We start from the raw sequence: 21,018 nt of genomic DNA on the forward strand, positions 1-21,018 counted from the left end.
ACCCGCGCGCGAGGTTGGCCCTACGTTTGGAAACAATGGCTCCAATACGTGCTTTGCAGGCGATGTCGCCCCTTTTTCTCGTGCTCGGGGCCTGCGGCGGCGGCGGAGCGGATGAGGGGGGCGACGAGGCTGGGGACGAGCGCTACGAATATTCGGCGCAGATCCGCCGCACCAGCTACGGGGTGGCGCACGTGCAAGCGGACGACTGGGGCAGCCTGGCCTTTGGCCAGGGCTACGCGCTGACCGAGGACAAGGGCTGCCTGCTCGCGGATCAGATCGTCAAGGTCCGCAGCCAGCGGTCGCGCTACTTCGGCGCGGGCGAGGGCAACGCCAACATCTATGGCGACATCGCCTATCTCCAGCTCCACCTGCGCGAGCGCGCCGAGCAGGGCCTCGAGGCGAGCGAGGCGTGGACGCGCGAGGCGGTGGTCGGCTACGCGGCGGGCTACAACCAGGCGGTCGCCGAGGGCAAGATCGGGGGCGCGTGCGCGGGCGAGGACTGGGTGCCCACGCAGATCGACGAGGTCGATCTCTTCTCTTATTACATCGACTTGGCCGTGCTCGCGAGCAGCCGCCAGGCGATCGCGGGGATCGGCGCGGCCCAGCCGCCCAAGAGCGGCGCGGCTCCGGCCCCGGCGCCCCACGTCTCCACGCTCACGGCTCATCGCGGCGTGCTGGGCAGCAACGGCTGGGGCGTGGGCGGGGCGCTCTCGTCCACGGGTCGGGGCATGCTCTTCGCCAACCCGCATTTCCCGTGGGAGGGCGAGCTCCAGCTGTGGGAGAGCCACCTGGTCATCCCCGGCGAGCTCGACGTCTACGGCGTCGGCCTGCTCGGCGTGCCCGGGGTGCTGATCGGCTTCAACGAGGACGTGGCCTGGACGCATACGGTCTCCGACGGCCACCGCCTGACCCTCTACGAGATCGAGTCGCCGGAGGACGAGCCGACCAAGTATCTCTACGAGGGCGAGGTCCGCGAGATGAGCGCGGAGACCTTCACCATCGACGTGCTGCAAGACGACGGCTCGCTGGTCGAGGAGAGCCGGACGCAGTGGAGCACCCACTACGGGCCGATGCTCGCGCTCGAGCCCTTTTATTGGACCGAGGCCTTCGCGCTGAGCTACCGCGACGCGAACATCGAGAACACCCGGCTGGTCGAGCAGTTCCTGGCCATGAACATGGCCGGCAGCCTCGAGGAATTTCAGCAGGTCCACATGGCGGTCAGCGGGATCCCCTGGGTGAACACGATCGCGACCTCGGCCGAGGGCCGGGCCTGGTACATGGACTCGGCGGCCACGCCGGCCCTGAGCCAGGAGGCGATCGACGCCTGGATCGTGCGCAAGGACGAGTCGGGCTTCACCAAGGCGCTGGCGGATCAGGATCTGTGGCTGCTCGACGGCAGCCTCGACCGCGACGCGTGGCAGGAGCAGGCCGGGGCGCGCAGCTCGGGCTTGGTGGCGCCGGCCAACATGCCGCAGCTCGAGCGCGAGGACTTCGTGTTCAACGCCAACGACAGCTACTGGCTGGCCAACCCCACGGCGCCGCTGACCGGCTACTCGCCCCTGCACGGGTTCACGGACGTCGGCCAGCGCCTGCGCACGCGCCTCAACGCGACGACCCTGCTCGAGATCGCCGAGGGCGGCGGCTTCGCTGGGGCCGACGGCAAGCTCGACCTCGACGAGCTCGGCGAGGCCGTGCTCGCCAACCGGGGCATGGCCGAGCTGCTGCTGCGCGACGCGCTGCTCGCTCGCTGCGCCGGCGTGGGTACCTGGGAGGTCGAGGTCGAGTACGAGAGCGCCGGCGAGACGCTCGAGACCGTCGCGCAGGTCGAGCTCGGCGCGGCCTGTGAGCTGCTCGCGGCCTGGGACGGGCTGCTCGACCTCGACAGCGTCGGGGCGATCATCTGGCGCGAGTGGGTCGGCGACTATGAGAACGCCGAGACCAAGGACGCCGGCGAGCTGTTCGCGGAGGCCTTCGATCCCGCGGACCCCCTGGGGACGCCGCGCGGTCTGGCCGAGGCGGCGGGCGAAGGCGACCGTGCCCTCGACGCCCTCGCGCGGGCCGTGTTTCGCCTCGAGCAGGCCGGTCTCGCCCTCGATACCCCCCTGGGAGAGGCGCAGTTCGCGAGGAAGGGCGAGCTGCGGATCCCCATGCACGGCGGCTTTCGCAACGAGGGGCCGATCAACATGATGGCCTACGAGCACCTGCGCAGCGACCTGAGCGAGTGGATCCCCCGCGGCGATGTGATCCACGCGTCGACCGGGCTGACGGACGAGGGCTACCTCGTCAACTACGGCAGCAGCTTCGTGATGTGCCTGCAGTACACCGACGACGGCCCCGAGGCCAAGGCGCTGCTGAGCTACTCGCAGTCCGGGGACCCCGACTCGCCGCACTTCTCCGACCAGACCGAGCTGTTCTCGGCCAAGCAGTGGCGGCCGGTGCTATGGCGCGAACAGGACATCGCCGCCGATCCCAACCTGAGCAGCTACGAGGTCGTCGGCGGCGAGCGCCTGGACTGAGCCTGCGCGAGGCCTGAGCGAGCTGGAGCGAGCCGGTGCGCCCGCCGCCGCGACGGCGGCTACAATCGGCTGCGTGATGAACGAAGACGAGTCGAGGGCCTGGAACTCCCGCTACGCCGAGGGCACGACGCACTGGGATCTGGGCGGCGCGCCGCCGGTGCTCGAGCAGCTGATCGCCAGGCAGCGCGGGCGCCGGCGCGTGCTCGTCCCCGGGGCGGGTCACGGCCACGACGCGCTGGCCTGGGCCGCGGCGGGCCACGAGGTCGTGGCCCTGGACTTCGCGCCCCTGGCCGTCGCGTCCATGCGCGAGCGGGCCAGCCAGCGCGGCGTCTCCCTCGAGGTGCTCGAGGCCGATGTCACCCGGCCGCCTGCGTCCTTGCGTGCCGGCTTCGACCTCGTCTGGGAGCAGACCTGCCTGTGCGCCCTCGAGCCGCAGCTGCGCCGGCCTTACCTCGAGCAGATGGCGGCGGTGCTCCACCCCGAGGGCCGGATGGTCGCGCTGCTGTGGAGCCACGGGCGCGAGGGCGGGCCACCCTATGACATGGCCCCAGGGCTGGTGGAGCGCCTGGTCGCGGGCCTGTTCTCCATCGAGCGCCGCGAGCCGGTCTCGGGCTCGATCCCCGAGCGGGAGCCCGAGGCGCTGTGGTGGCTGGCGCCCCTGCGGCGCTGAGCTCGGTGCGGGCGCGAGCGTTCTGGACTCGAAATTCCGAGCTCGCGGTGATCGAGCGAGGGCATCGCTGGCACATCGGAGGTCGAGGACGACCTCCGCATGAAGACCCACGCCAGCTCACTTCTCGCCGCCGCGCTGCTCTCGAGCCTCGCTCCTCTCGCCTGTGACAAGTCCGAAGCCGAGCTGGTCGGGAGGTCCTGCGAGATCGCGGGCGAGGTGGCGGAGTGTGGCGGTGGGTCCGTCGCCTATTGCTCGAGCTTCGAGGCCAGCTCGGACCTGGAGTACGGCCCCTGCCTGGAGCCGGAGGAGATCGAGTGTGAACCGGGCGAGGTCCACAGCCTCGGCCCGCGGGCGGACGAGTTCGAGCAGGCGGTCTGCGGAGACTACACGGAGCGCTGCGAGGTCTGGGGCGGCGAGCCGACGTGGCGCAGCGATGACGACTGCGAGACGCCGCTGGTCCTGAACTTCAGCGACGCGGCGATGAGCGCGGCGAGCCGCTTCGAGCTGATCCCCGCCGAGCAGACCCCGGCCGCGACCTTCGACATCTCCGCCCACGAGGGCGGCTGCGTGAGCACCGACTGGCCGACGGCCGCGACGCCCTGGCTGGCCGTGGACCTCGACCAAAACGGGTTCATCGACGCGGGCCACGAGCTCTTCGGCTCGGGCACGCGGCTGGCCGACGGGCGCCGGGCCAGCGACGGCTTCGTCGCCCTGGCGAGCTTCGACGCGAACGGCGACGGACTCGTCGACGCTCTCGACCCGCGCTTTGGCGAGCTGCTGCTGTGGCGGGACCACGACGCCGACCGACGCTCGCAGCTCGGCGAGCTCGAGCCGCTCAGCGCCGCCGGAGTCGAGGCGCTTCCGGTGGCCGGGGCCGAGGAGGCCGCCTGCGACGAGCGGGGCAACTGCGCGGCGATCGGCGGGCGCTTCGAGCACGCCGGCGGCCGCGGGACCTTGATCGACCTGTTCTTGAGCTGCCACTGAGCCACGACTGAGCCACCACTGCGCCACCACTGAGTGGGCGCCGAGTGGGGGCGCGGGGCAGCGCGCGCCGACGGCTTGCGCGGCCAGGGCGCGGGGTCTATAGCCGGCGCTTGGACGCCAGCTTGCAGACAGTCCTCGCCGTGACGGTCGTCGCCTACGCGGCGTTGATGCTGGGGATCGGCTGGTGGGCGCGCGGCCGGGTTCACGACGCCGAGGACTTCCTGGTCGCCGGGCGTCGCCTGCCGCTGATCCTCGCCGCGCCGACCTTGCTGGCGACATGGTTCGGGGCGGGCACGCTGCTCACCGCGACCGACGAGGTCCGCGCCGGCGGCCTGCGCATGGCCGCCCTCGAGCCGCTGGGCGCGGGCCTGTGCCTGATCCTCGCCGGCCTGCTGCTCGCGCCCAAGCTGTGGCGCATGAAGCTGCTGACCCTCGGCGACTTCTTTGCCCGGCGCTTCGGTCCCCGGGCGGAGCGCTGGTCGGCGGCCCTGATGGTGCCCAGCTACTTCGGGTGGATCGCCGCGCAGTACGTGGCCCTGGCTGGGATGCTGGAGATCAGCTTCGGCCTGCCCCTGGCCTGGGGCCTGGTGATCGTCGCGGTGGTCGGCGTGGCCTACACCCTGCTCGGGGGCATGTGGTCGGTGACGGCGACCGACGCCCTCCAGCTCGCGCTGGTCATCGTGGGCCTCTTCGTGCTCGCCTGGGTGGTGCTCGACGCCCTCGGCGGTGGCCCCTTCGCGGGGTTGGCCCGGCTGTGGCGCGAGCTCCCGGCGGACAAGCGCGTGCTCGTGCCGCGCGAGGACGCGGCGGCCTTCGTGGGCTGGTTGGGGGTGCTGGCCGTGGGCGCCCTGGGCAACCTGCCGGGGCAGGAGCTCGGCCAGCGCATGTTCGCCGCGCGCAGCGAGCGGACCGCGGTGTGGGCCTGCCACCTCTCGGGGCTGGGCTACCTCAGCGTCGGCCTGCTCCCGCTGGTCATCGGCCTGAGCGCAGACTCGCTCGCCCCGGGTACCGCCGAGCGCTCGACCCTGACCAGCCTCGCCCAGCTCTTCTTGTCGCCGACCATGGCCGTGGTGTTCACCTTGGTGCTGATGTCGGCGGTGCTCTCGACCATCGACAGCGCGCTGCTCTCCCCGGCCAGCGTCCTCGCCCAGAACCTGATCTGGCCGAGCTTCGGCGCGCGCCTCGAGGCCCGCGGGTGGACGGCGCTGACCGTCAACCGGGTCTGCGTGCTGCTCGTCGGCGGCGGGGCCCTGGCCACGGCCTTTTGGGGCGCGAGCGCCTACGAGCTGCTCGAGGAGGCCTACGCCCTGGGCCTGGTCTCGCTGCTCGTCCCCCTGCTGCTCGGGCTGCACGGCGAAGCGGGGGATCAGCGCGCCGCGCTGGCAGCCATGGGCGTAGGTACGGGGCTGTGGCTGCTGCACCTGCTCGTGGGCGCCGAGGCTTTCGCCGGCGGGCTGTGGCCGGCGGCCTGGATCCCGCTGCCGATCGGTCTGAGCTGCGCAGCCTTCGCGCTGGCTGCCTACCTGATCGCCGCGCGCACATTCGCTCCGCGCGAAGGGTCCTCGCGATCGCTGCGTGAATGACCACTCGACGGGCAGGCGAGAGGCTGGCAGGCTGCCCGGATGCACGACGACGAGCGCGAGCGCATCATCGCCGTCAGCGAGCTGCTGCACAGCGCGGCCGCTCAGCTACGCGTGATCTCGGCCCTCGACTGGCCGGCCGAGGCCCGCGAGCGCTTCTTGGCCTGCGACGGGGCCGAGCTGCCCGAGGTCGAGTACGAGGCCTTCGACCCCGAGCCGATCGTCGAGATCGTTCGTGAGGCCCGGCGGCGGATCTACCCCGGCCTGCGCGTCGACAACTGGCTCGAGGAGCAGGCCGCGGTCATCGAGCGCTCGGCGCTGATGCTCGCCGGCGTGGGTACGGAGCGCTTCTACGCCCACAACCGGCTGATCTACGGCACGCCCACCGAGCCGCTGCGCTACGACCCGAGCACGCCTCTGGACCTCGCCAACCGCGTCCACGAGGTCCTCGTCGAGCTGCGCGCCCTCGACCTCGACGTGAACTCGGTGCCGGATCGCTCGGCCGAGGACGTGGCCGCGCGGCTGCAGTCGGCGGTGCGCGAGCACTTTGGCGACGCCGCCCCGGAGATCGTGCTGGTCGACGAGCTCTCGGCCAAGGCGCGGGCGAGCTCGACCAAGATCCGCTTGCGTCGCTCGGCCCGGTTCACGGACCTCGACGCCGCCCAGCTCCTCAACCACGAGGCCTTCGTGCACGTGGCCACCGCGCTCAACGGTCAGGCCCAGCCGCACATCCGCCTGCTCGGCGACAGCCACCCGGGGATCACGCGCACCCAGGAGGGCCTGGCGGTGTTCGCCGAGCTGATGAGCGGGACCAGCGACCTCGATCGTCTGCGCCGCCTCGCCGACCGCGTCGTCGCGATCCAGATGTGCATCGACGGGGCCGACTTCATCGAGCTCTACCGCTGGTTCCTCGACCGCAGCCCCTCGCGAGAGCAGGCCTTCGAGAGCGCCCGCCGGGTGATCCGCGGCGGTCCGATCACCGGCGGCGCGCCCTTTTGCAAGGACGTCAGCTACCTGTTCGGGCTGCTCGAGGTCTCGTCCTTCGTGCGCGCGGCCTTCGTCATGGGCCGCTCGGACCTCGTGCCCCTGCTCTTCGTGGGCAAGCTCGACGTCGGGGCGATCGGTGCCCTGGCCGAGCTGTCCTTCGAGGGCCTGGTCGTGCCCCCGCTCTTCTTGCCGCCCTGGGTCGCGGACCCGCGCTCGATGCTGGCCTTCTTGACCTGGTCGACCTTCATGGCCGTGACCGACTCGGAGGCGCTGACCGAGTCTCTGCGCCGGGTGCTCGCCGACCTGCCCTCGCTGGCCAGCGCGTAGCTGGTCAGCGTGTGGCAGGCCTGCGAGGGCTCTCTCGGGCCGGCGTGGCTGGGCCTACTCCTTGGCCATGCAGGCCGCGTTGGCGATGGCGATGGCCTCCTCCGAGCTGTAGTTGAACACCTCGCGCAGGTTGATATAGGCGGTGGTCCACTCTTTGTTGGTGCACCCGCGCCAGTACTCGGCGTCGAGCAGCGGCTCGATCAGGGTTTGGTTGGCCGCGGCGAGGGCGTAGAGCTCGTCGCTGGGCTGGAACTCGTCCACGCTGGTCGCGTCCGCGAGCTGGATGGCGAGGTCGTAGGAGAGCTCGTCGTAGTCGCAAGCGTTGGCGACGATCTCGTCCGCGAGGCCGGGCAGCGCGATGTAGGAGGCCACGAAGGCCTCGTCGATCAATGAGGTACACGCGGCGCGCTCGCTGAGCAGCTCGCCCGAGTCTGCCTCGGTGCAGGCGGACAGGCTCGAGAGGGCAAGGGACAGGCAGGTGGCGGTGTACAGCTTTTTCATCGACATCGACGCTTTCCAGAAGGGGGGATGAGGAAACCGTCGATTGAGTTATCAGCACATGATCACCTTCGATGTGGTGCTGATTACAGATGATGAAAATGAATCGATTAAATGTTCATAGTACGTGCCCCGCTGGCTCGGTTTTGCCAAAGGGGCAGCGCGCGGCTGAAAGGACAGCCCGGGGCTCGGGGCTCGTCAGTAGCGTGGCCGAAAGCGCAGCCCGAGGTCACCCCAGGGGCTGGGCACGCAGGCCTGCCACCAGCCCGAGCCCGCCGACTCGACGAGCAGCTCGACCTCCTCGATGACCGCGCCGATCAGCGCCGCGTCCTCGCCCGACTTGGGCTCGAACAAGGGGGTGCCCGCGGGCACCCGCATGACGCTGGCGGTCGGCGAGCGGCGGAGGGCCTCGCAGCTCGACGAGACCGGCGACTGGGCGCGGTCGAGGACGCTATAGCGGGCGGGGCTCTCTCGGAGGTTGCGCGACGCGACCCAGCCGTGGACCTCCACGCCGCGGCAGCGCAAGACGATCGGCTGACGCCCACCGCGAGCTTGGCCGTCGAGGCTGACGCGCGCGGCGGCGCCGAGGCGCTCGCCTGCGTCGGGCTCGTCGTCCATGGTCAGCACGGGTTGGCGCGCGTCGCTGGATGGAAACACGGGCGAGCCAGGGATGAGTTGCATCACTGGCTCCTCCGTCGTCGGCGCGGGATCCGAGGGCGTCCCCGCGGGGCCCGGTTCGTAGAGCGGGCCAAAGTCCTCGGGGTCGATGGCCAGCTGGAGACCAAAGCCGCAGTCGGGATCGCGCCAGCGGACCTTGAGGCTGTCGGTCTCGCGGTCGACGGGGGAGACGGCCACGCCGGCGGCGACGGTCAGCCACGGGGTCGGCCGTAGCTCGCGGCGCAGGCCGGAGATCAGGTCGCCGACGCGGGGGATGGCGATCAACCGCAAAGAGCGCCAAGGCAGGGGTAGCGCGCGCTCGTCGGCGCGGCTCACGAGCTCCGTGGATGCGCGACCTTCGTCGAGCTCGGCCAGGGGCAAGAGCAGCTTGGGGCCCTCGGGATCGAGGACGATGGCGTCGATGGGCTCGGGGAGGTCGCCGGCACCGAGGGGCAGGGGCGCGGCCGCTGGACCATCCGGGACCCAGCGAAGCGGCCCATAGCGCCAGATGCGGGCGCGCAGTGCCTGATAGTCGCCGGGATCATCGGCCAGCAAGGTTGCGAGCGTCGCCTCCTCGTTTTCGTCGAGTGTTCGAATCTGGCTCGCCTGCGCGGGGGCCTCGACCGTCGTGACGACCTCCTGCGGGCGACAGCCCACAGTGGCCACGAGGGCGGCGAGCGTCGAAATCATGCGGTGTCGAAGCTGCGCACCGCGTCTCTCTCCGAAGGGCATGATGCGCACCATCTAGCACGGTGATCGCGTCATCGCGCGAAATTGTCCAAATTCGCGCAGCTCGGATCATCTCGCCGATGGCCCAATGCAGCGTCGAAGCCGATTGGCCAAACATCGATTCTGACCCAGAGCGATCGCCGCGTAGGCTAGGAGCCCGTGGTGAAACCCAACACGACACCTCGCTTGGGATTTTCGCCGAGGGCTTTGTCGCCAAAACTGGCAGTACGCCCGGTACAGCGGCGTTTTGGCTTCGCGCCCTCGACGAAAATCCCAGCGCGAGGAGCCGCGCTGGGTTCCACCACGGGCTCCTAGCTTTTTCCTTGACGCAAACCCTGACAAGGGCGATGGTTCGCCCGTGATGCGCAGGCTTGCTATCGCTTTGATCACCCCCGTCTTGGTCCTCGCCGCCGGTTGCGGCGACGACCCCGAAGAGCCCAACGCCTTCCAGACTCAGGGCACCAGCGCCGATGAGGCTGACGGCAGCGTGCCCGACATGATGAACGAGACGGGCGGCACCGAGACGGGCGAGGAAGACGTCGGCGAGTCGACCGAGTCCACGGACACCACCGAGTCCACGGACACCACCGAGTCCACGGACACCACCACCGAGAGCGAGAGCGACTCGGGCGAGACGGTCTGCGGCGACGGCTCGATCACCGGCACCGAGCAGTGCGACGGCGGCAACCTCAACGGCTACACCTGCGCCGACCTGGGCTACTCCGGCGGCACGCTGGCCTGTGACCCCGTCACCTGCACCTTCGACGCTGCCAGCTGCACCAGCGACAGCGGCGACAGCGGCGGCACCAGCGGCTGAGCCTGCGCGGCGAGCCACTCCATTGCCTCGACTCTTCATCGGACGCGGAGCCCCTGGCCCGCGTCCGATGGCGTTGGTTGACCTGAGGTGAGCGCGATGAAGGGTGGTGCGCAGCTGTGGCCGTGGCTGGCCCTGGTCGTGCTCTGCTCGTCGCTGTTCATGTGCACGGCCCCGGGGCGGATCACCTACCCCGACGACGAGATCGTCTTTCGGACCACGCAGAGCCTGGTCGAGCGCGGGGACCTGGCGGTCGAGCCGATCGCCAATCGCACCGGGGAGCGGCCGGATCGTCCAACGGGCAGCTTTGGCTGGGCCGAGGGTCGCGGCGGCCAGCGCTATGGGATCTTTGGCCAGGGGCTCTCGCTGGTAGCGATCCCTGCCTACGTCCTGGCCAAGCGCAGCGCGCCAGCGATCCCTCCATTGTGGACCCGGGCCGTGCGCTCGGATCTCTTCGTCTTTCACCCGCGCGGACCCGAAGCCGACTGGCTGCGCATGGTGGTCAGCTCGAGCAATTGCCTGCTGACGGCCCTGGGCGCGCTGCTGCTCGGGCTGTGGCTGCGCGAGCTCGGCCACGGGCCGCGGGTATCGATGGCCTGCGCGCTGATCTACGCCCTGGGCACGACCGCCTGGGTCTACGCCGGGACCTTCCTCAGCGAGCCGCTGAGCGTGATCGTGCTGCTCGGCGCGGCTTTGGAGATCAGCCGCTGGCATCGCGCGCGCGCGCAGGCGCGACACCTGTGGATCGCGGCCGCGCTCGCCGGCGCCTCGGTCCACGTCCACCTGCTCAACCTGATCGCGCTGCCTTGCCTGCTGGGCTACGCCCTGGCGCCGAGCTGGCGGGACCTACTCGCAGGCCGCGAGCGCCGGACGTGGCTGATCGCTCTGGGGATCGGCGCCCTCGGCCTCGCCGCGCTCGGGCTCTCGCAGTGGTGGCGCTTTGGCGACCCCCTGGAGAGCGGGCGCTACGATGACTATGGCCGCTGGGTGTGGCCATTCGAGGGCGCATTGACGATGCTGGTCGCCCCGGGGCGAAGCGTGCTGCTCTATTCGCCGCCGCTATGCCTGGCGCTGGTCGGCTGGGGCGCGCTGCGTCGCCGCGACCCGAACACGGCCTACCTGGTGCTCGCCCTGGCCGTGAGCCGCTGGCTCTTCGTGGCCTGCCGCAGCGACTGGCACGGCGGCTGGGGCGTGGGCCCGCGCTACCTGGTCCCGATCGTGCCCTTTTTGATGGTGCCGCTGGCCGAGCTGCTCGCGCGCTGGTCGAGCTGGAGCCTGGGCCGGCGCATGGGGGTCGGGCTCTTTTTGGTTGGTAGCGCGCTGCTCCAGGCCTGGCTGGCGCTGCACTCGATCTTCCAGGTCATGTGGAACATCAACCACGCCTGGGGGCGGGAGCGCTACTGGGAGATCGCGGACTGGCGCTGGTGGGCCGCGCCGCCGATACAGTACTGGCGGCTCCAGCGTCCGGCCCTCGCCAGGCTGCTCGACGGCGACCTCGCGGGGGCGCGCGCGCTCGGGCAATTCGACGCGCTGATCTTCGGGTCGTGGCGGCTGGCGAGCATGAGCGAGGCCGACGGGCTGTGGTGGCTGATGCTCGCCAACTGCGGCCTGGGCCTGACCGCAGGCTTGGCGCTGGGCTGGTGGTGGTGGGCTCAGGCCAAGGCGCCCTCGCGGCCCAGGGCAGAGATCAGCGCCTCGTAGTCCGCGAGATCGTTGTAGAGCTGGGCGGAGATCCGCAGCAGTCGAGCCGGCGGCCGCGGCCAGCTGACGATCGGGACCTCGATGCGGTGGACCTCGAACAGGCGCAGCTGCAAGGGATCCGGCGCAAAGGCAGAGGCTGGCTCGCCGGCGGTCGCGGGCGGCAGGGGGAGCGCGGCCAGGTTGGCGATCATCTCGTCGGGGGCCGGGGGCGCCACGCCCAAAGTGGCGCACAGCCGGTCGCGGGCGGCCAGGGCGAGGCCGCGGTTGTGGGCGCGGAGCTCCGGCCAGCCGCCGGGCACGAGGGTCGCGAGGTAGTCGATGGCGAAGGGCACGCTCAGCCACGCGCTCGGGTCGTGGGTCCCCGGCCAGTCGAACTCGTCTTGCAGGCGCGTGTGCCCGGGCCGGGCCATGTTGGCGCCGTGGCTGATCGTCAGCGGGCGGACCTGCGCGCGGCGATCCTCGCGGACATATAAGAACGCGGCGCCCTTGGGCGTGCACAGCCACTTGTGGCAGTTGCCCGTGTAGTAGGCGACCCCGAGGGCGTCGAGGTCCAAGTCGAGCTGGCCCGGGGCGTGGGCGCCGTCGACGAGCAGGTCGACGCCGCGCGCGGCCAGGGCCTCGGCGATCGCGGGGATCGGCAGCACCAGGCCGGTGGGGCTGGTGATGTGGTCGATCACCGCCAGCTTGGTGCGCGGGCCGAGCACGGCCTCGATGGCCGCGACCGCCTGATCCGGCGAGTGGATCGGGAAGGGGATCCGGGCCTCGCGGACGACCGCCCCGCTGCGCTCGCAGACGAAGCGGACCGCGTTGTTGCAGGCGTTGTAGCCGTGGTTGGTGATCACGAGCTCGTCGCCGGGGTCGAGCTTCAGCGAGCGCAGGACCGCGTTGACCCCGGTGGTCGCGTTGGTCACGAAGGCCAGGCCCGCGCCCGCGCAGCCCAAAAAGCGCGCGAGCGCGTCGCGGGCCGCGTCGAGCTCGGCGTAGAGCGCCCGGGCCAAGAAGGCCACGGGCTCGCGCTCCATGCGATCGCGCCAGGCCTGCTGGTGGTCGAGGACCGCCCGCGGGCACGCGCCAAAGGAGCCGTGGTTGAGGAAGCGGACCTCGGGATCGAGGGTCCAGTGCGCGCGCAGGTCCGGGGTCGCCACGCGCCGAGCATAGACCCGGGCGGGCGCGGCCCAAAGCCCGGCGCTCAGGGGGTGCAGCCGGTGCCGAGGTAGTCCGGGACCTCGATCTCCACGTCGCGCTCGAAGGTCAGCAGGTCGCCGTCGGCGGTCTCGAGCTCGGCGTGGATGAAGCCGGGGAGCTCGTCGATGTCGCAGGGGTTGGTGAGCTCGTCGGGCACGAAGATCGTGACATAGACGAACTCGTAGGTCCCGTCGTCGAGGATGTCGAAGATGATCGGGTAGTTGGCGATGCGCGAGAAGTGCCCGCCGAAGCCGATGTTGAAGCCCTCGATGTCGACGTACATGTCGAGGATCGGGATGTCGGGGTCGGTGTAGTCCTTGGGGTCGTCGGGCAAGGTGAAGCCGCCCGCGCGCATGGGCATGGGGAACATCAGCAGGCCCTGGCCGCCGAGGACCATCTCGAGGGACTCGCCCTCCTCGATCTCGTTCCAGCCGATCTCGCCCTGGCCGAGGGTGAAGTAGGCGTCGGGGTTGGGGTTGGTGCCCCCGCTGTCCTTGCCGTCGTTGCCGCTCCCGCCATAGAGCGCGCGCGAGGGGTCACAGGCGACGAGCAGGGCCGCGCTGACGCAGAGCGTGGCCACACGCGGGAGCGATCGCCAAGGCGAGGACATGCGATGAATTTGGACCCCCAGCCGCGGCGACGCAAGCGAAGCCCACGCACACGCCGGGGGTGATCGGATCACCCGCCTGGGGATACACCCGTGTCTGCGGGCCAAATCCCCGGTCGAATCGCCGCTCGGCTCATGCGTCGCGGTCTGCCTCGGCGGCCGGGAGGGCGCCGCCGATGGGCGCGGCGTGCTCGGCCTCGATCAGCGCCTGGGCGGCGTAGGCCCTGGCGTTCGCGAGCGCCCGCGAGCGCGTGGCGAACAGGCTCGTGCTCCCGAGCAGACCCAGGGCGACGGCGCCGGCGATCAGCGCCCAGCCGATCCACCCGGGGATGATCAGCCCGGCGATCGCAAACAGCCCGATGGTCGCGCCCAGGCCCATGCTCGCCAGCGTCCTGCGTCCGCGCATGGGGGTGGCGTCGACGTCGACGCGGACCAGGGCTCCGCCGCCGCCGTCGCCCTGGCTCTGGATCCGGTAGATCAGCCCGTTGGATTCGTCGTAGATGTCGGCCTCGTTGCCGCCTTGCATGTGGCCCTTGGCCCCGAGCTGGCGCTCGAGCTGATGCTTGACGCTGCGCACGGCCTGCTCGGGGGGGAAGGGCAGCGCGCTCTCGCTGTGGACGTCGGAGCGGCCGCGGGGCGAGGGCGGGACCAGGCCCCGCTCGGCTTGGGGGACGAGCGCGCCGCCGCCGGCTGCTTGCTCCGCGAGCGCGCTGCGCAGCTCCGCCGGTGAAATTCCGGCCTCTCGGGCGGCCTCTTCGATCTCGCGATTCGAGAGTTGGCTCATCGCGGCCGCAAGGTAACACGCCCGTGCTATAGCGGCGACGTGCTCAGCCTCGACGCGCGCCTGGCAACCCTCGCCGATGCCGGCGTGGAGATCATCGATCCCCGACAGACCTATATCGGGCCCGAGGTCGCGCTCGAGCGCGTCCGGCCCGGGGCGGTGCTCCACCCGGGGACGCGGCTGTGCGGCGCGCAGACCTTCGTGGGCGCGGGGGCCCAGATCGGCAGCGAGGGCCCGGCGACCGTGGTCGACGCGGCCCTCGCCGCGGGCGCCGAGATCGCCAGCGGCTTCGTCTCGGGGGCGGTGCTGCTGCCCGCGGCCAAGCTCGGCGCCAACGCCCACGTGCGCGCGGGGACCTTGCTCGAGGAGCAGGCGAGCACGGCCCACGCGGTCGGCCTCAAGCAGACCATCTTGCTCGCCTTCGTCACCCTCGGCAGCCTGATCAATTTTTGCGACTGCCTGATGGCCGGGGGGAGCTCGCGCAGCGATCACTCCGAGGTCGGCTCGGGCTACATCCACTTCAATTTCACGCCCTGGGGCGCGCGCGGGGACAAGGCCACGCCCTCGCTGGTCGGAGACGTGGTCGCGGGGGTCTTTCTTCGTGAGCCGCGGATCTTCCTCGGCGGCCTCGGGGGCATGGTCGGCCCCTGCGAGGTCGGCTACGGCGCGATCGCAGGCGCTGGGCAGGTGCTGCGCGCCGACGTCGAGGCCCAGACCTTGAGCTTGAGCGCGCCGCGGGCGGTGTCACGGCGGATCCGCCCGGGCGCCCGCGATCGCCTGCAGCCGCGGGCGACCAAGAACATCCGCTACGTGGCCCAGCTGATCGCCCTGCGCGAGTGGTATCGCCAGGTTCGCCTCGCCCGCCTGCCCGCCGACGACCTCGAGCTGCGCCCGGTGATCGCGGCCGCGCTGGCGCTCTTCGACGGGGCGATCGCCGAGCGCCGCAAGCAGCTGGCCCGCTTCTGCGAGGAGCGTGGGGCGCAGACGCCGAGCTTCGAGCTGCCCGCCGACGCCCTCGCGCCCTGTCCCTGGGCGCTGGCCCCCGACGCGCGCGCCCACCTCGAGTGGGTTCAGGGCCTCGACGCGGCCGAGGTCGAGGCTGGGCGAGCCTGGCTGACGAGGGTCGTCGACGTGGTGGTCGAGGTCGCCTCGGCGCAGCTCGCTGGCGCTGCCTGAGCGCGGGGCTGGGCTGTCGTGGGGGAGCCTCGGCGACAGCCGCGGGGTGGGGCGTCTTATCCGTATCCCGGCCAAAGCTCGTTGCGATACTCTTTTGGCCAGCGGGGTTCTCCCGCTCGTCAGAGCATCGATTCGTCCATTCGAGTTCGAGACAGCGCGTGCAGACCCGAGAGGACAGCGAACTCGACATCGAAGACACCTTGGCCCAGAGCGCCGAGGTGTCCGAGCTGGGCGGTCCGAGCGCGGGCAACAAGCTCGGGCGCTACGTCGTGCTCGAGCAGCTCGGTCAGGGAGGGATGGGGGTCGTCTACTCGGCCTGGGATCCCCAGCTGGATCGCAAGCTCGCCCTGAAGATCATCCACCCCCGGCGCGGGCGCGAGCCGTCCACCGCCCACGCCCGGCTGCTGCGCGAGGCTCAGGCCCTCGCGCGCCTCGTCCACCCCAACGTCGTCACCGTCCACGACGTCGGGGTCGTCGACGGCCGGGTGTTCGTGGCCATGCAGTTCGTCGAGGGCCAGTCCCTGCGCGCGTGGTTGGGGGCGGGCGAGCGGCCCCAGGATCAGGTCCTCGCCCACTTCATGGCCGCCGGTCGCGGGCTCGCGGCCGCCCACGAGGCCGGGCTGATCCACCGCGACTTCAAGCCCGACAACGTCATGGTCGGGACCGACGGACGGATCCGCGTGCTCGACTTTGGCCTCGCCCGCGACAGCGACGAGCGCGAAGAGGAGGTCGAGCACAGCGGGCCGCGGATCGTCGACCTCGAGTCCGGGACGCTCGACTCGCTCACGGTCACGGGCGCGCTCGTGGGTACGCCGGCCTATATGTCGCCCGAGCAATTCGAGGGCGCGGCCCTCGACGCGCGCAGCGATCAATTCAGCTTCTGCGTGGCGCTGTGGGAGGCCCTCGCCGGCGAGCGCCCCTTCCCCGGCGTACGCCAGCTCGAGCTGATGGAGTCGGTCACCGGGGGCAAGCGCCGCGACTTCCCGCGCAGCGAGGTCCCGGATCGCGTGATCCGAGCGCTCGAGCGCGGGCTCGAGCGCGACCCCGACGCGCGCTGGCCGGACATGACGAGCTTGCTCGCGGCCCTCGAGGTCCCGGTCGCCAAGTCCAGGCGCCTGCGCCTGGCGATCCTCGCGGCCTCGGTGCTCAGCCTCGGCCTGGGCCTGCTCGCGGGTCCGCTCTTTGGCACACCGCGAGAGGAGGACGGCGCGGCGGCGCTGTGTGAGGCCGAAGGGCGCATGGATCAGGTCTGGAACGAGCAGCGCGCCCAGACCATCGAGGCGGCCTTCATGGACACGGGGCTGAACTGGGCGCAGCGGGGAGCCGAGCGCGTCGACGATCACCTCGACGCCTGGGCCGAGCGCTGGCGGGCCGCGGCGCGGCGCAGCTGTGCGCTACGCAGCGGCGAGGTGATCGGCGCGTCGGCGCTGTTGATCGCGTCCCGCGAGCGCTGCCTCGACAGCCAGCTGGACGAATTCGACGCCTTCCTCGAGCTGCTCGAGCAGGGCGCCAATCCGCATCAGATCGAGGTCAGCTTGGTCACGGGGTCGGCCCTGGGCCAGGTCGAGTATTGCGAAGACTCGCGCAAGCTGCTCGCCAACGCCCTGCCCAAGGACCCCGAGCTCGCCGCGAAGGCGTCGAAGCTGCGCGAGCAGATCTCCCACGGTCAGCAGCTGGTCTCCGCCGGCCGCTATGTGGAGGCGCTCGCCGAGCTCGAAGCGCTCGAGCCTCAGCTCGATGGGCTCGAGCTGCACGCGCTGCGCAGCGCGTACTGGAGCAGCCGGACGATCGCGTTGATCGGCCTCGGCCGCTACGAAGAGGCGATGAGCACGGCGGCCGAATTCTTCGCGGCTGCGCTGCGCGGAAAGGTCGACATCGACACCGCCCAGGCCGCGCTCTATCTCGCGCGGGCGAGCTTGCGCAGCGGGCGGGTCGAGGAGAGCGAGCGCTGGCTGGTCGTCGCCGAGGTGCTGTCCGAGGACAGCGTGGACATCTGGAGCCGCCTCGAGATCTTCAAGGCGCGCGGCTTCTTGGCCAGGGTGCGCCACGACTTCGAGACGGCGCGCGCGGCCTTCGAGTCGGCGCTGGCGATCTCTCGTGAGGCCTACGGCCCCGACGCCTTCTTCACCGCCACGGAGCTCGCCAACCTCGGCGACGTGACCGAAGATCTGTCTGTCCTGGCCCCGGCGCGCAGCGAGGAGGCGGTGGCCCTGCTGCGCGAGTCGCTGCGGCTGATGGCGCTCAACTCGAGCGAAGAGCACCCGACGACCGTCGCCATCGAGCTGCATTATGTCGACGCGCTGACGCGCGCGGGCGAGGTCGAGGCGGCCCTGGCGGAGCTCGACGCGACCGCGCCTCGGCTGGCGCGGCTCTACCCGGCCGCGCACCACATCCACCTGCGGGCGCAGCTCCAGCGCGCGCGCAGCTTGGAGCTGCTCGGGCGCTGCGACGAGGCGCAGGCGGGCTACGACGCGGCCGTGGCCTGGGCCTTCGAGCACGCAAAGAGCGTGGGCAGCGAGCGCCTGGCCATGGCGGTGGCGGCGAAGCTGCGCGGCTGCATCGGCGAGGCGGACGCAGCCCTCGCGCGCGCGGACGAAGGGGTCGCGCAGCTTGGCCTCGACGAGCTGGCGCCGAGCAACGCCGCGCAGGCCCAGGTTCTGCTCGCCCGTGCGACGCTGCGCCTGCGCGCGGGCCAGCCGGCGCTGGCGGCCGCGGACCTCGAGCGCGCGCGCATCGGCGGGCTCGAGGCCGAGGGCTTTGGCTGGCGGGCGGTCCTGCAGGCGCAGGTGTTGGGCGAGCTGTTGGCGCTGCGCGGGGGCGGGGTGATCGCGGTGGCGGAGGCCGAGGCGTCGGAGGAGGAGAGCCTCGCGCGGCTGCGCGAGGCTCGGGGGGCGCTCGATGTGCTGGCCGAGCCGCAGCTGGTGCTGGTGGTGGACGAGGTCTTGAGGCTGGGGGAGTGAGACGGGGTCAGTCGTCCTCGCTCTCGTCTTCGTCTTCGTCTTCGTCCCTACTCCAGGTTTCGATCTCGAGCTCGAGGGGGGTCGAGGTTGCGATCCGGCCGAGAATTGCACGCAGCTCGGCTTCGCTCGGGCCGCCGAGCATGAAGCCGTGATGGGTTGGCCCGATCTCGATGGGCGCGAGCGTCGTCAGCCAGGCTCGTTGCTCTCGATAGAGTCCGCAGTAGGGTCCGGTCTCAATGGGGGAGTTGAAGCCCATCGCGGCCATGGCGGGGTCTAGGTGCTCTCGTACGTCTTTTTCATTGGTGAGTGAGCCCATGCAGTGGCATGGCTGCTCCAGTATTCCGAGCGTGTAAATTGCTGACCAGGCCACGAATTCTCGAAAGGTCTCGAATTCTGGAGAATTCGAGGAACCGTCGAGGTCACGGTTGATGACGAGGGCATCCTGACGAATGGGGCGGGAGAGATCGTAGAAGACATGTGGCATCATTTCGTCGTCTTCTTCCCAGCCTATCAGCAAAAAACGCTCGTCGGGCTGGACGACTCCCTGCTCATAGCAGCTGATGATCTTTGCGATCGAAAAATCGAGACTCGAGAACCTCGATGTCCCAAGGTCGCGCCCCATTCGGGCCAAAAACGCCCGGTACGCCGCGGGGAGCTTGGCGCCCGAGACTTGCTCGAGCTGCGCGAGGTCTTCGGGGCTAGCGCCTTGCCAGCTCTGGTCTGCCCCGGAGACGAGGCTACACAGCAGTGTCTCGAGGCCTCGGTTCAGTGGCTGCATGCGTCATCCTTCTCGGCGCACAGTAGCAAGGGCAATAATATCTCACAAGACTTGCATGGGGGGACGCTCTCCCCATGTTTGAACTGTCGCTTCGTCCTCGTTCTCTTGGAGTCGCTCACATCGATGAAAACGATTGCTTCGGCGGTGGGGAGACCCTTTGGGGAGCACCAGTCTTCGGTCATCGCAGCGGGGAGCCCTCCGTCTCGCCGGCACTCGAGCAGAGCCCTCTGCGCTGCACATACGCCAGGTGGATAGGCAACTGGAGCCCTCGAGCGGCCTCTTTTGTGCCTCGATGTTCTGTAGGCGGAATGTGCCAGCTTTGCGGCTCGCCATCCGTCCTTCAGCGTTTGGCTATCATTGATGAGGTCATCGAGTTGCTCGCGCATGCGCTCGGGGGATCCGCCCGATACGCTCGAGTACTCTCTCCCACAGCGGCAGTGGACGACTCCAATCATTCGACTGCGAGTGGATTTTTTACTCTCTTGCTGGAGATTGAACCCGCAGATTTTTTTGTTTCGGGGCTCTCTTGAAGAGCATCATGTTTTTTCTGACAAAGTGGGCATGGCCGATTCCCGGGGACCGCGGTCACCGTGACCACGCCCCCGGTGTTCTGCACTACCCCCATCAATGTCGCCGAATTCGCCGGGCTCCCGCTCCCCCCGCAGTTGTTCAACATCGGATCCCCCAACAGTTGAACGTTCTTCCCCTCGATCTTCACGTCCATGGACCCCGGCCCGACGAAGGTCGTGCGCCCGTGCGTATTCGCCGACACGATCCCGCCCCCGGTCCCCTTGCTTGCGATGTCCCCTGTCGAGCCGAAGCTCGCGCCCTTGATAGCGACCGCCTCGCCCTCGACGAACACCGACTTCGAATACTTCTTCGGCGAGTCCCCGCTCTTGCCGATGTTCGGCAAGGGCGTGGGCACGAAGGGCGCCGGGGGTCCGGGCATCTTGCAGACGTTGGGCGTCGTCGCGGCGGCGACCCCCTTGCTGCCCTTGGTCACGGGGGTCTTGGGTGGATTCACGCTCACGCTCATCGTCGTTGCTCTCCTCGGGTGGAAGTCCTCTGCAGGATGAAGACGCCGCGCAGGCCGCTGGCGGAGCCGGTCATGACCATCGCCCTCGGTCCTGGGGCGTAGCCGCGCGCCCAGGCGTGGGTCGCCATGATCGCAGCGAAGGCCCCGCTCGCGGCGCCGATGTCTCCGAGGCAGCTGGCGGGCGCCTCGTAGTCGAGATTCGGGAAGGCCTCTGGCATGCGCAGGGCCACGAAGCCGAGCTCCTCGCTGCGGTAGCGCTCTCCGTTGATGTCCGTGTACACGACATCGGGCGCGCACTCGGGGAGCGCGAGGGTGCCCAGGGCCTGGTGGAGCGCGGCACTCATGCCGGCGCCAAAGGAGCCGGTCTGGCTGTCGCGCAGCAGCGTCTCTTTCGCCACCCCCACGCCGAGCAGCGCGGCCAAGCTGGGCAGGCCGAGCCGTCGACGCGTCGCGGTGGTGGTCAGCGCCAGGCAGGCGGCGGCCTCACCGGGGACAAAGCCGCTGCGGACGCTGGGGAGGCAGGCGAGCAGGCGCTCGCGCTCGAGCCACATGAAGGTGTGGGGATCGATGTAGCTGTCGGCGCCCACGACCAAGAAGAGCGTCGAGTCGTCGTGTGAGGCCTCGGCCTGAATCCATGCCAGGGCCTGTGCGACGCCGGCGTGGCCGCGGCCGGCGAGGTCCACGGAGGCGGGGAGGCCAGTTGCGTGCAAGCAGGTGCAGAGGCGCTGGGCGATGGCCGAGACATGCTCTTCTCCAAAGCCGGGTCGGGTCTCGGGGGGAGCGAGCAGGACTCTGGTAGTAGCGAAGAGGCGCTCTCGACCACGCAGGGCGTGCAGCACCTCGGCGAGCGTGTTTCGAGCCATGGCCTCGATGCGTGCGGGCGCGCGAAGATCGACGCTCAGCCTGGCGTCGGACGAGGCGATCACCGGCTCCGACGAAGGCCTGCGTACGCGCGCGGTTGATCCCCGCCCGCACGGCAGCCGCGGCGGTCCTGGCCATCAGACCCACGGGGGTCCAGGCGCCTGTCGCCAC

General features: G+C 70.4%; 17 protein-coding genes. 9 read left to right on the plus strand and 8 right to left on the minus strand.

What is annotated here, in order from left to right:
- Positions 1-62 precede the first annotated feature (62 nt).
- From G6O69_RS13630 to G6O69_RS13650, 5 genes are all read left to right on the plus strand, one after another.
- A complete protein-coding gene (locus G6O69_RS13630) occupies positions 63-2,516 on the plus strand; it encodes a penicillin acylase family protein (RefSeq protein WP_172303935.1) in 2,454 nt (817 codons plus the stop codon).
- A 76-nt stretch (positions 2,517-2,592) separates the two neighbouring features.
- Positions 2,593-3,186: a methyltransferase domain-containing protein gene (locus G6O69_RS13635; RefSeq protein WP_217909824.1), complete on the plus strand. Its 594-nt coding sequence runs from the start codon at positions 2,593-2,595 to the stop codon at positions 3,184-3,186.
- A gap of 99 nt (positions 3,187-3,285) precedes the next feature.
- Positions 3,286-4,170, plus strand: a complete 885-nt coding sequence (locus G6O69_RS13640) for a hypothetical protein (RefSeq protein ID WP_172303937.1) — start codon at positions 3,286-3,288, stop codon at positions 4,168-4,170.
- 122 nt (positions 4,171-4,292) lie between these two features.
- On the plus strand, positions 4,293-5,753 hold the full coding sequence (locus G6O69_RS13645; RefSeq protein WP_217909825.1) for a hypothetical protein: 1,461 nt from the start codon (positions 4,293-4,295) through the stop codon (positions 5,751-5,753).
- A gap of 39 nt (positions 5,754-5,792) precedes the next feature.
- The gene (locus G6O69_RS13650) at positions 5,793-7,064 is read left to right on the plus strand and encodes a flavohemoglobin expression-modulating QEGLA motif protein (protein ID WP_172303938.1); all 1,272 of its coding nucleotides are present in this window, start codon (positions 5,793-5,795) and stop codon (positions 7,062-7,064) included.
- Positions 7,065-7,118: 54 nt separating this feature from the next.
- On the opposite strand, the gene G6O69_RS13655 is transcribed toward G6O69_RS13650, so the two are convergent.
- The gene (locus G6O69_RS13655; RefSeq protein WP_217909826.1) at positions 7,119-7,571 is read right to left on the minus strand and encodes a hypothetical protein; all 453 of its coding nucleotides are present in this window, start codon (positions 7,569-7,571) and stop codon (positions 7,119-7,121) included.
- Between the two features lie 189 nt (positions 7,572-7,760).
- Positions 7,761-8,909 carry a hypothetical protein gene (locus G6O69_RS13660; RefSeq protein WP_172303940.1) on the minus strand — a complete coding sequence of 383 codons (1,149 nt, stop codon included), beginning with the start codon at positions 8,907-8,909 and terminating at the stop codon, positions 7,761-7,763.
- Positions 8,910-9,309: 400 nt separating this feature from the next.
- Here G6O69_RS13660 and G6O69_RS13665 point away from each other — a divergent pair, with 400 nt between their 5' ends.
- Both G6O69_RS13665 and G6O69_RS13670 read left to right on the plus strand, forming a co-directional pair.
- Complete coding sequence (locus G6O69_RS13665) at positions 9,310-9,765, plus strand: hypothetical protein (protein WP_172303941.1); 456 nt, start codon at positions 9,310-9,312, stop codon at positions 9,763-9,765.
- Between the two features lie 96 nt (positions 9,766-9,861).
- Complete coding sequence (locus G6O69_RS13670; RefSeq protein WP_172303942.1) at positions 9,862-11,463, plus strand: hypothetical protein; 1,602 nt, start codon at positions 9,862-9,864, stop codon at positions 11,461-11,463.
- On the opposite strand, the gene G6O69_RS13675 is transcribed toward G6O69_RS13670, so the two are convergent.
- The 3 genes from G6O69_RS13675 to G6O69_RS13685 form a co-directional block, all read right to left on the minus strand.
- Complete coding sequence (locus G6O69_RS13675; protein ID WP_172303943.1) at positions 11,415-12,608, minus strand: aminotransferase class V-fold PLP-dependent enzyme; 1,194 nt, start codon at positions 12,606-12,608, stop codon at positions 11,415-11,417. The two genes, G6O69_RS13670 and G6O69_RS13675, sit on opposite strands and share 49 nt — an antisense overlap.
- A gap of 44 nt (positions 12,609-12,652) precedes the next feature.
- Positions 12,653-13,228, minus strand: coding sequence for a hypothetical protein (locus G6O69_RS13680; protein ID WP_172303944.1), 576 nt, complete (start codon positions 13,226-13,228; stop codon positions 12,653-12,655).
- A 160-nt stretch (positions 13,229-13,388) separates the two neighbouring features.
- Positions 13,389-14,039 (minus strand): hypothetical protein, encoded by a 651-nt coding sequence (locus G6O69_RS13685; protein ID WP_172303945.1) that lies wholly within the window; start codon positions 14,037-14,039, stop codon positions 13,389-13,391.
- 39 nt (positions 14,040-14,078) lie between these two features.
- Between G6O69_RS13685 and G6O69_RS13690 the strand changes: the two genes are divergently transcribed.
- A complete protein-coding gene (locus G6O69_RS13690) occupies positions 14,079-15,212 on the plus strand; it encodes a UDP-N-acetylglucosamine pyrophosphorylase (protein ID WP_172303946.1) in 1,134 nt (377 codons plus the stop codon).
- Between the two features lie 158 nt (positions 15,213-15,370).
- Entirely contained in the window at positions 15,371-18,172 is a 2,802-nt protein-coding gene (locus tag G6O69_RS13695; protein WP_172303947.1) for a serine/threonine-protein kinase, read from the plus strand.
- A gap of 7 nt (positions 18,173-18,179) precedes the next feature.
- Here G6O69_RS13695 and G6O69_RS13700 read toward each other — a convergent pair whose 3' ends face one another.
- From G6O69_RS13700 to G6O69_RS13710, 3 genes are all read right to left on the minus strand, one after another.
- Positions 18,180-18,950, minus strand: coding sequence for an SMI1/KNR4 family protein (locus G6O69_RS13700; RefSeq protein ID WP_172303948.1), 771 nt, complete (start codon positions 18,948-18,950; stop codon positions 18,180-18,182).
- Positions 18,951-19,401: 451 nt separating this feature from the next.
- Positions 19,402-19,986, minus strand: a complete 585-nt coding sequence (locus tag G6O69_RS42105) for a PAAR-like domain-containing protein (RefSeq protein ID WP_172303949.1) — start codon at positions 19,984-19,986, stop codon at positions 19,402-19,404.
- On the minus strand, positions 19,983-20,912 hold the full coding sequence (locus G6O69_RS13710) for a hypothetical protein (protein WP_172303950.1): 930 nt from the start codon (positions 20,910-20,912) through the stop codon (positions 19,983-19,985). The genes G6O69_RS42105 and G6O69_RS13710 overlap by 4 nt, the downstream gene beginning before the upstream one ends.
- Positions 20,913-21,018 lie beyond the last annotated feature (106 nt).

The sequence above is a fragment of the Pseudenhygromyxa sp. WMMC2535 genome, assembly GCF_011083025.2.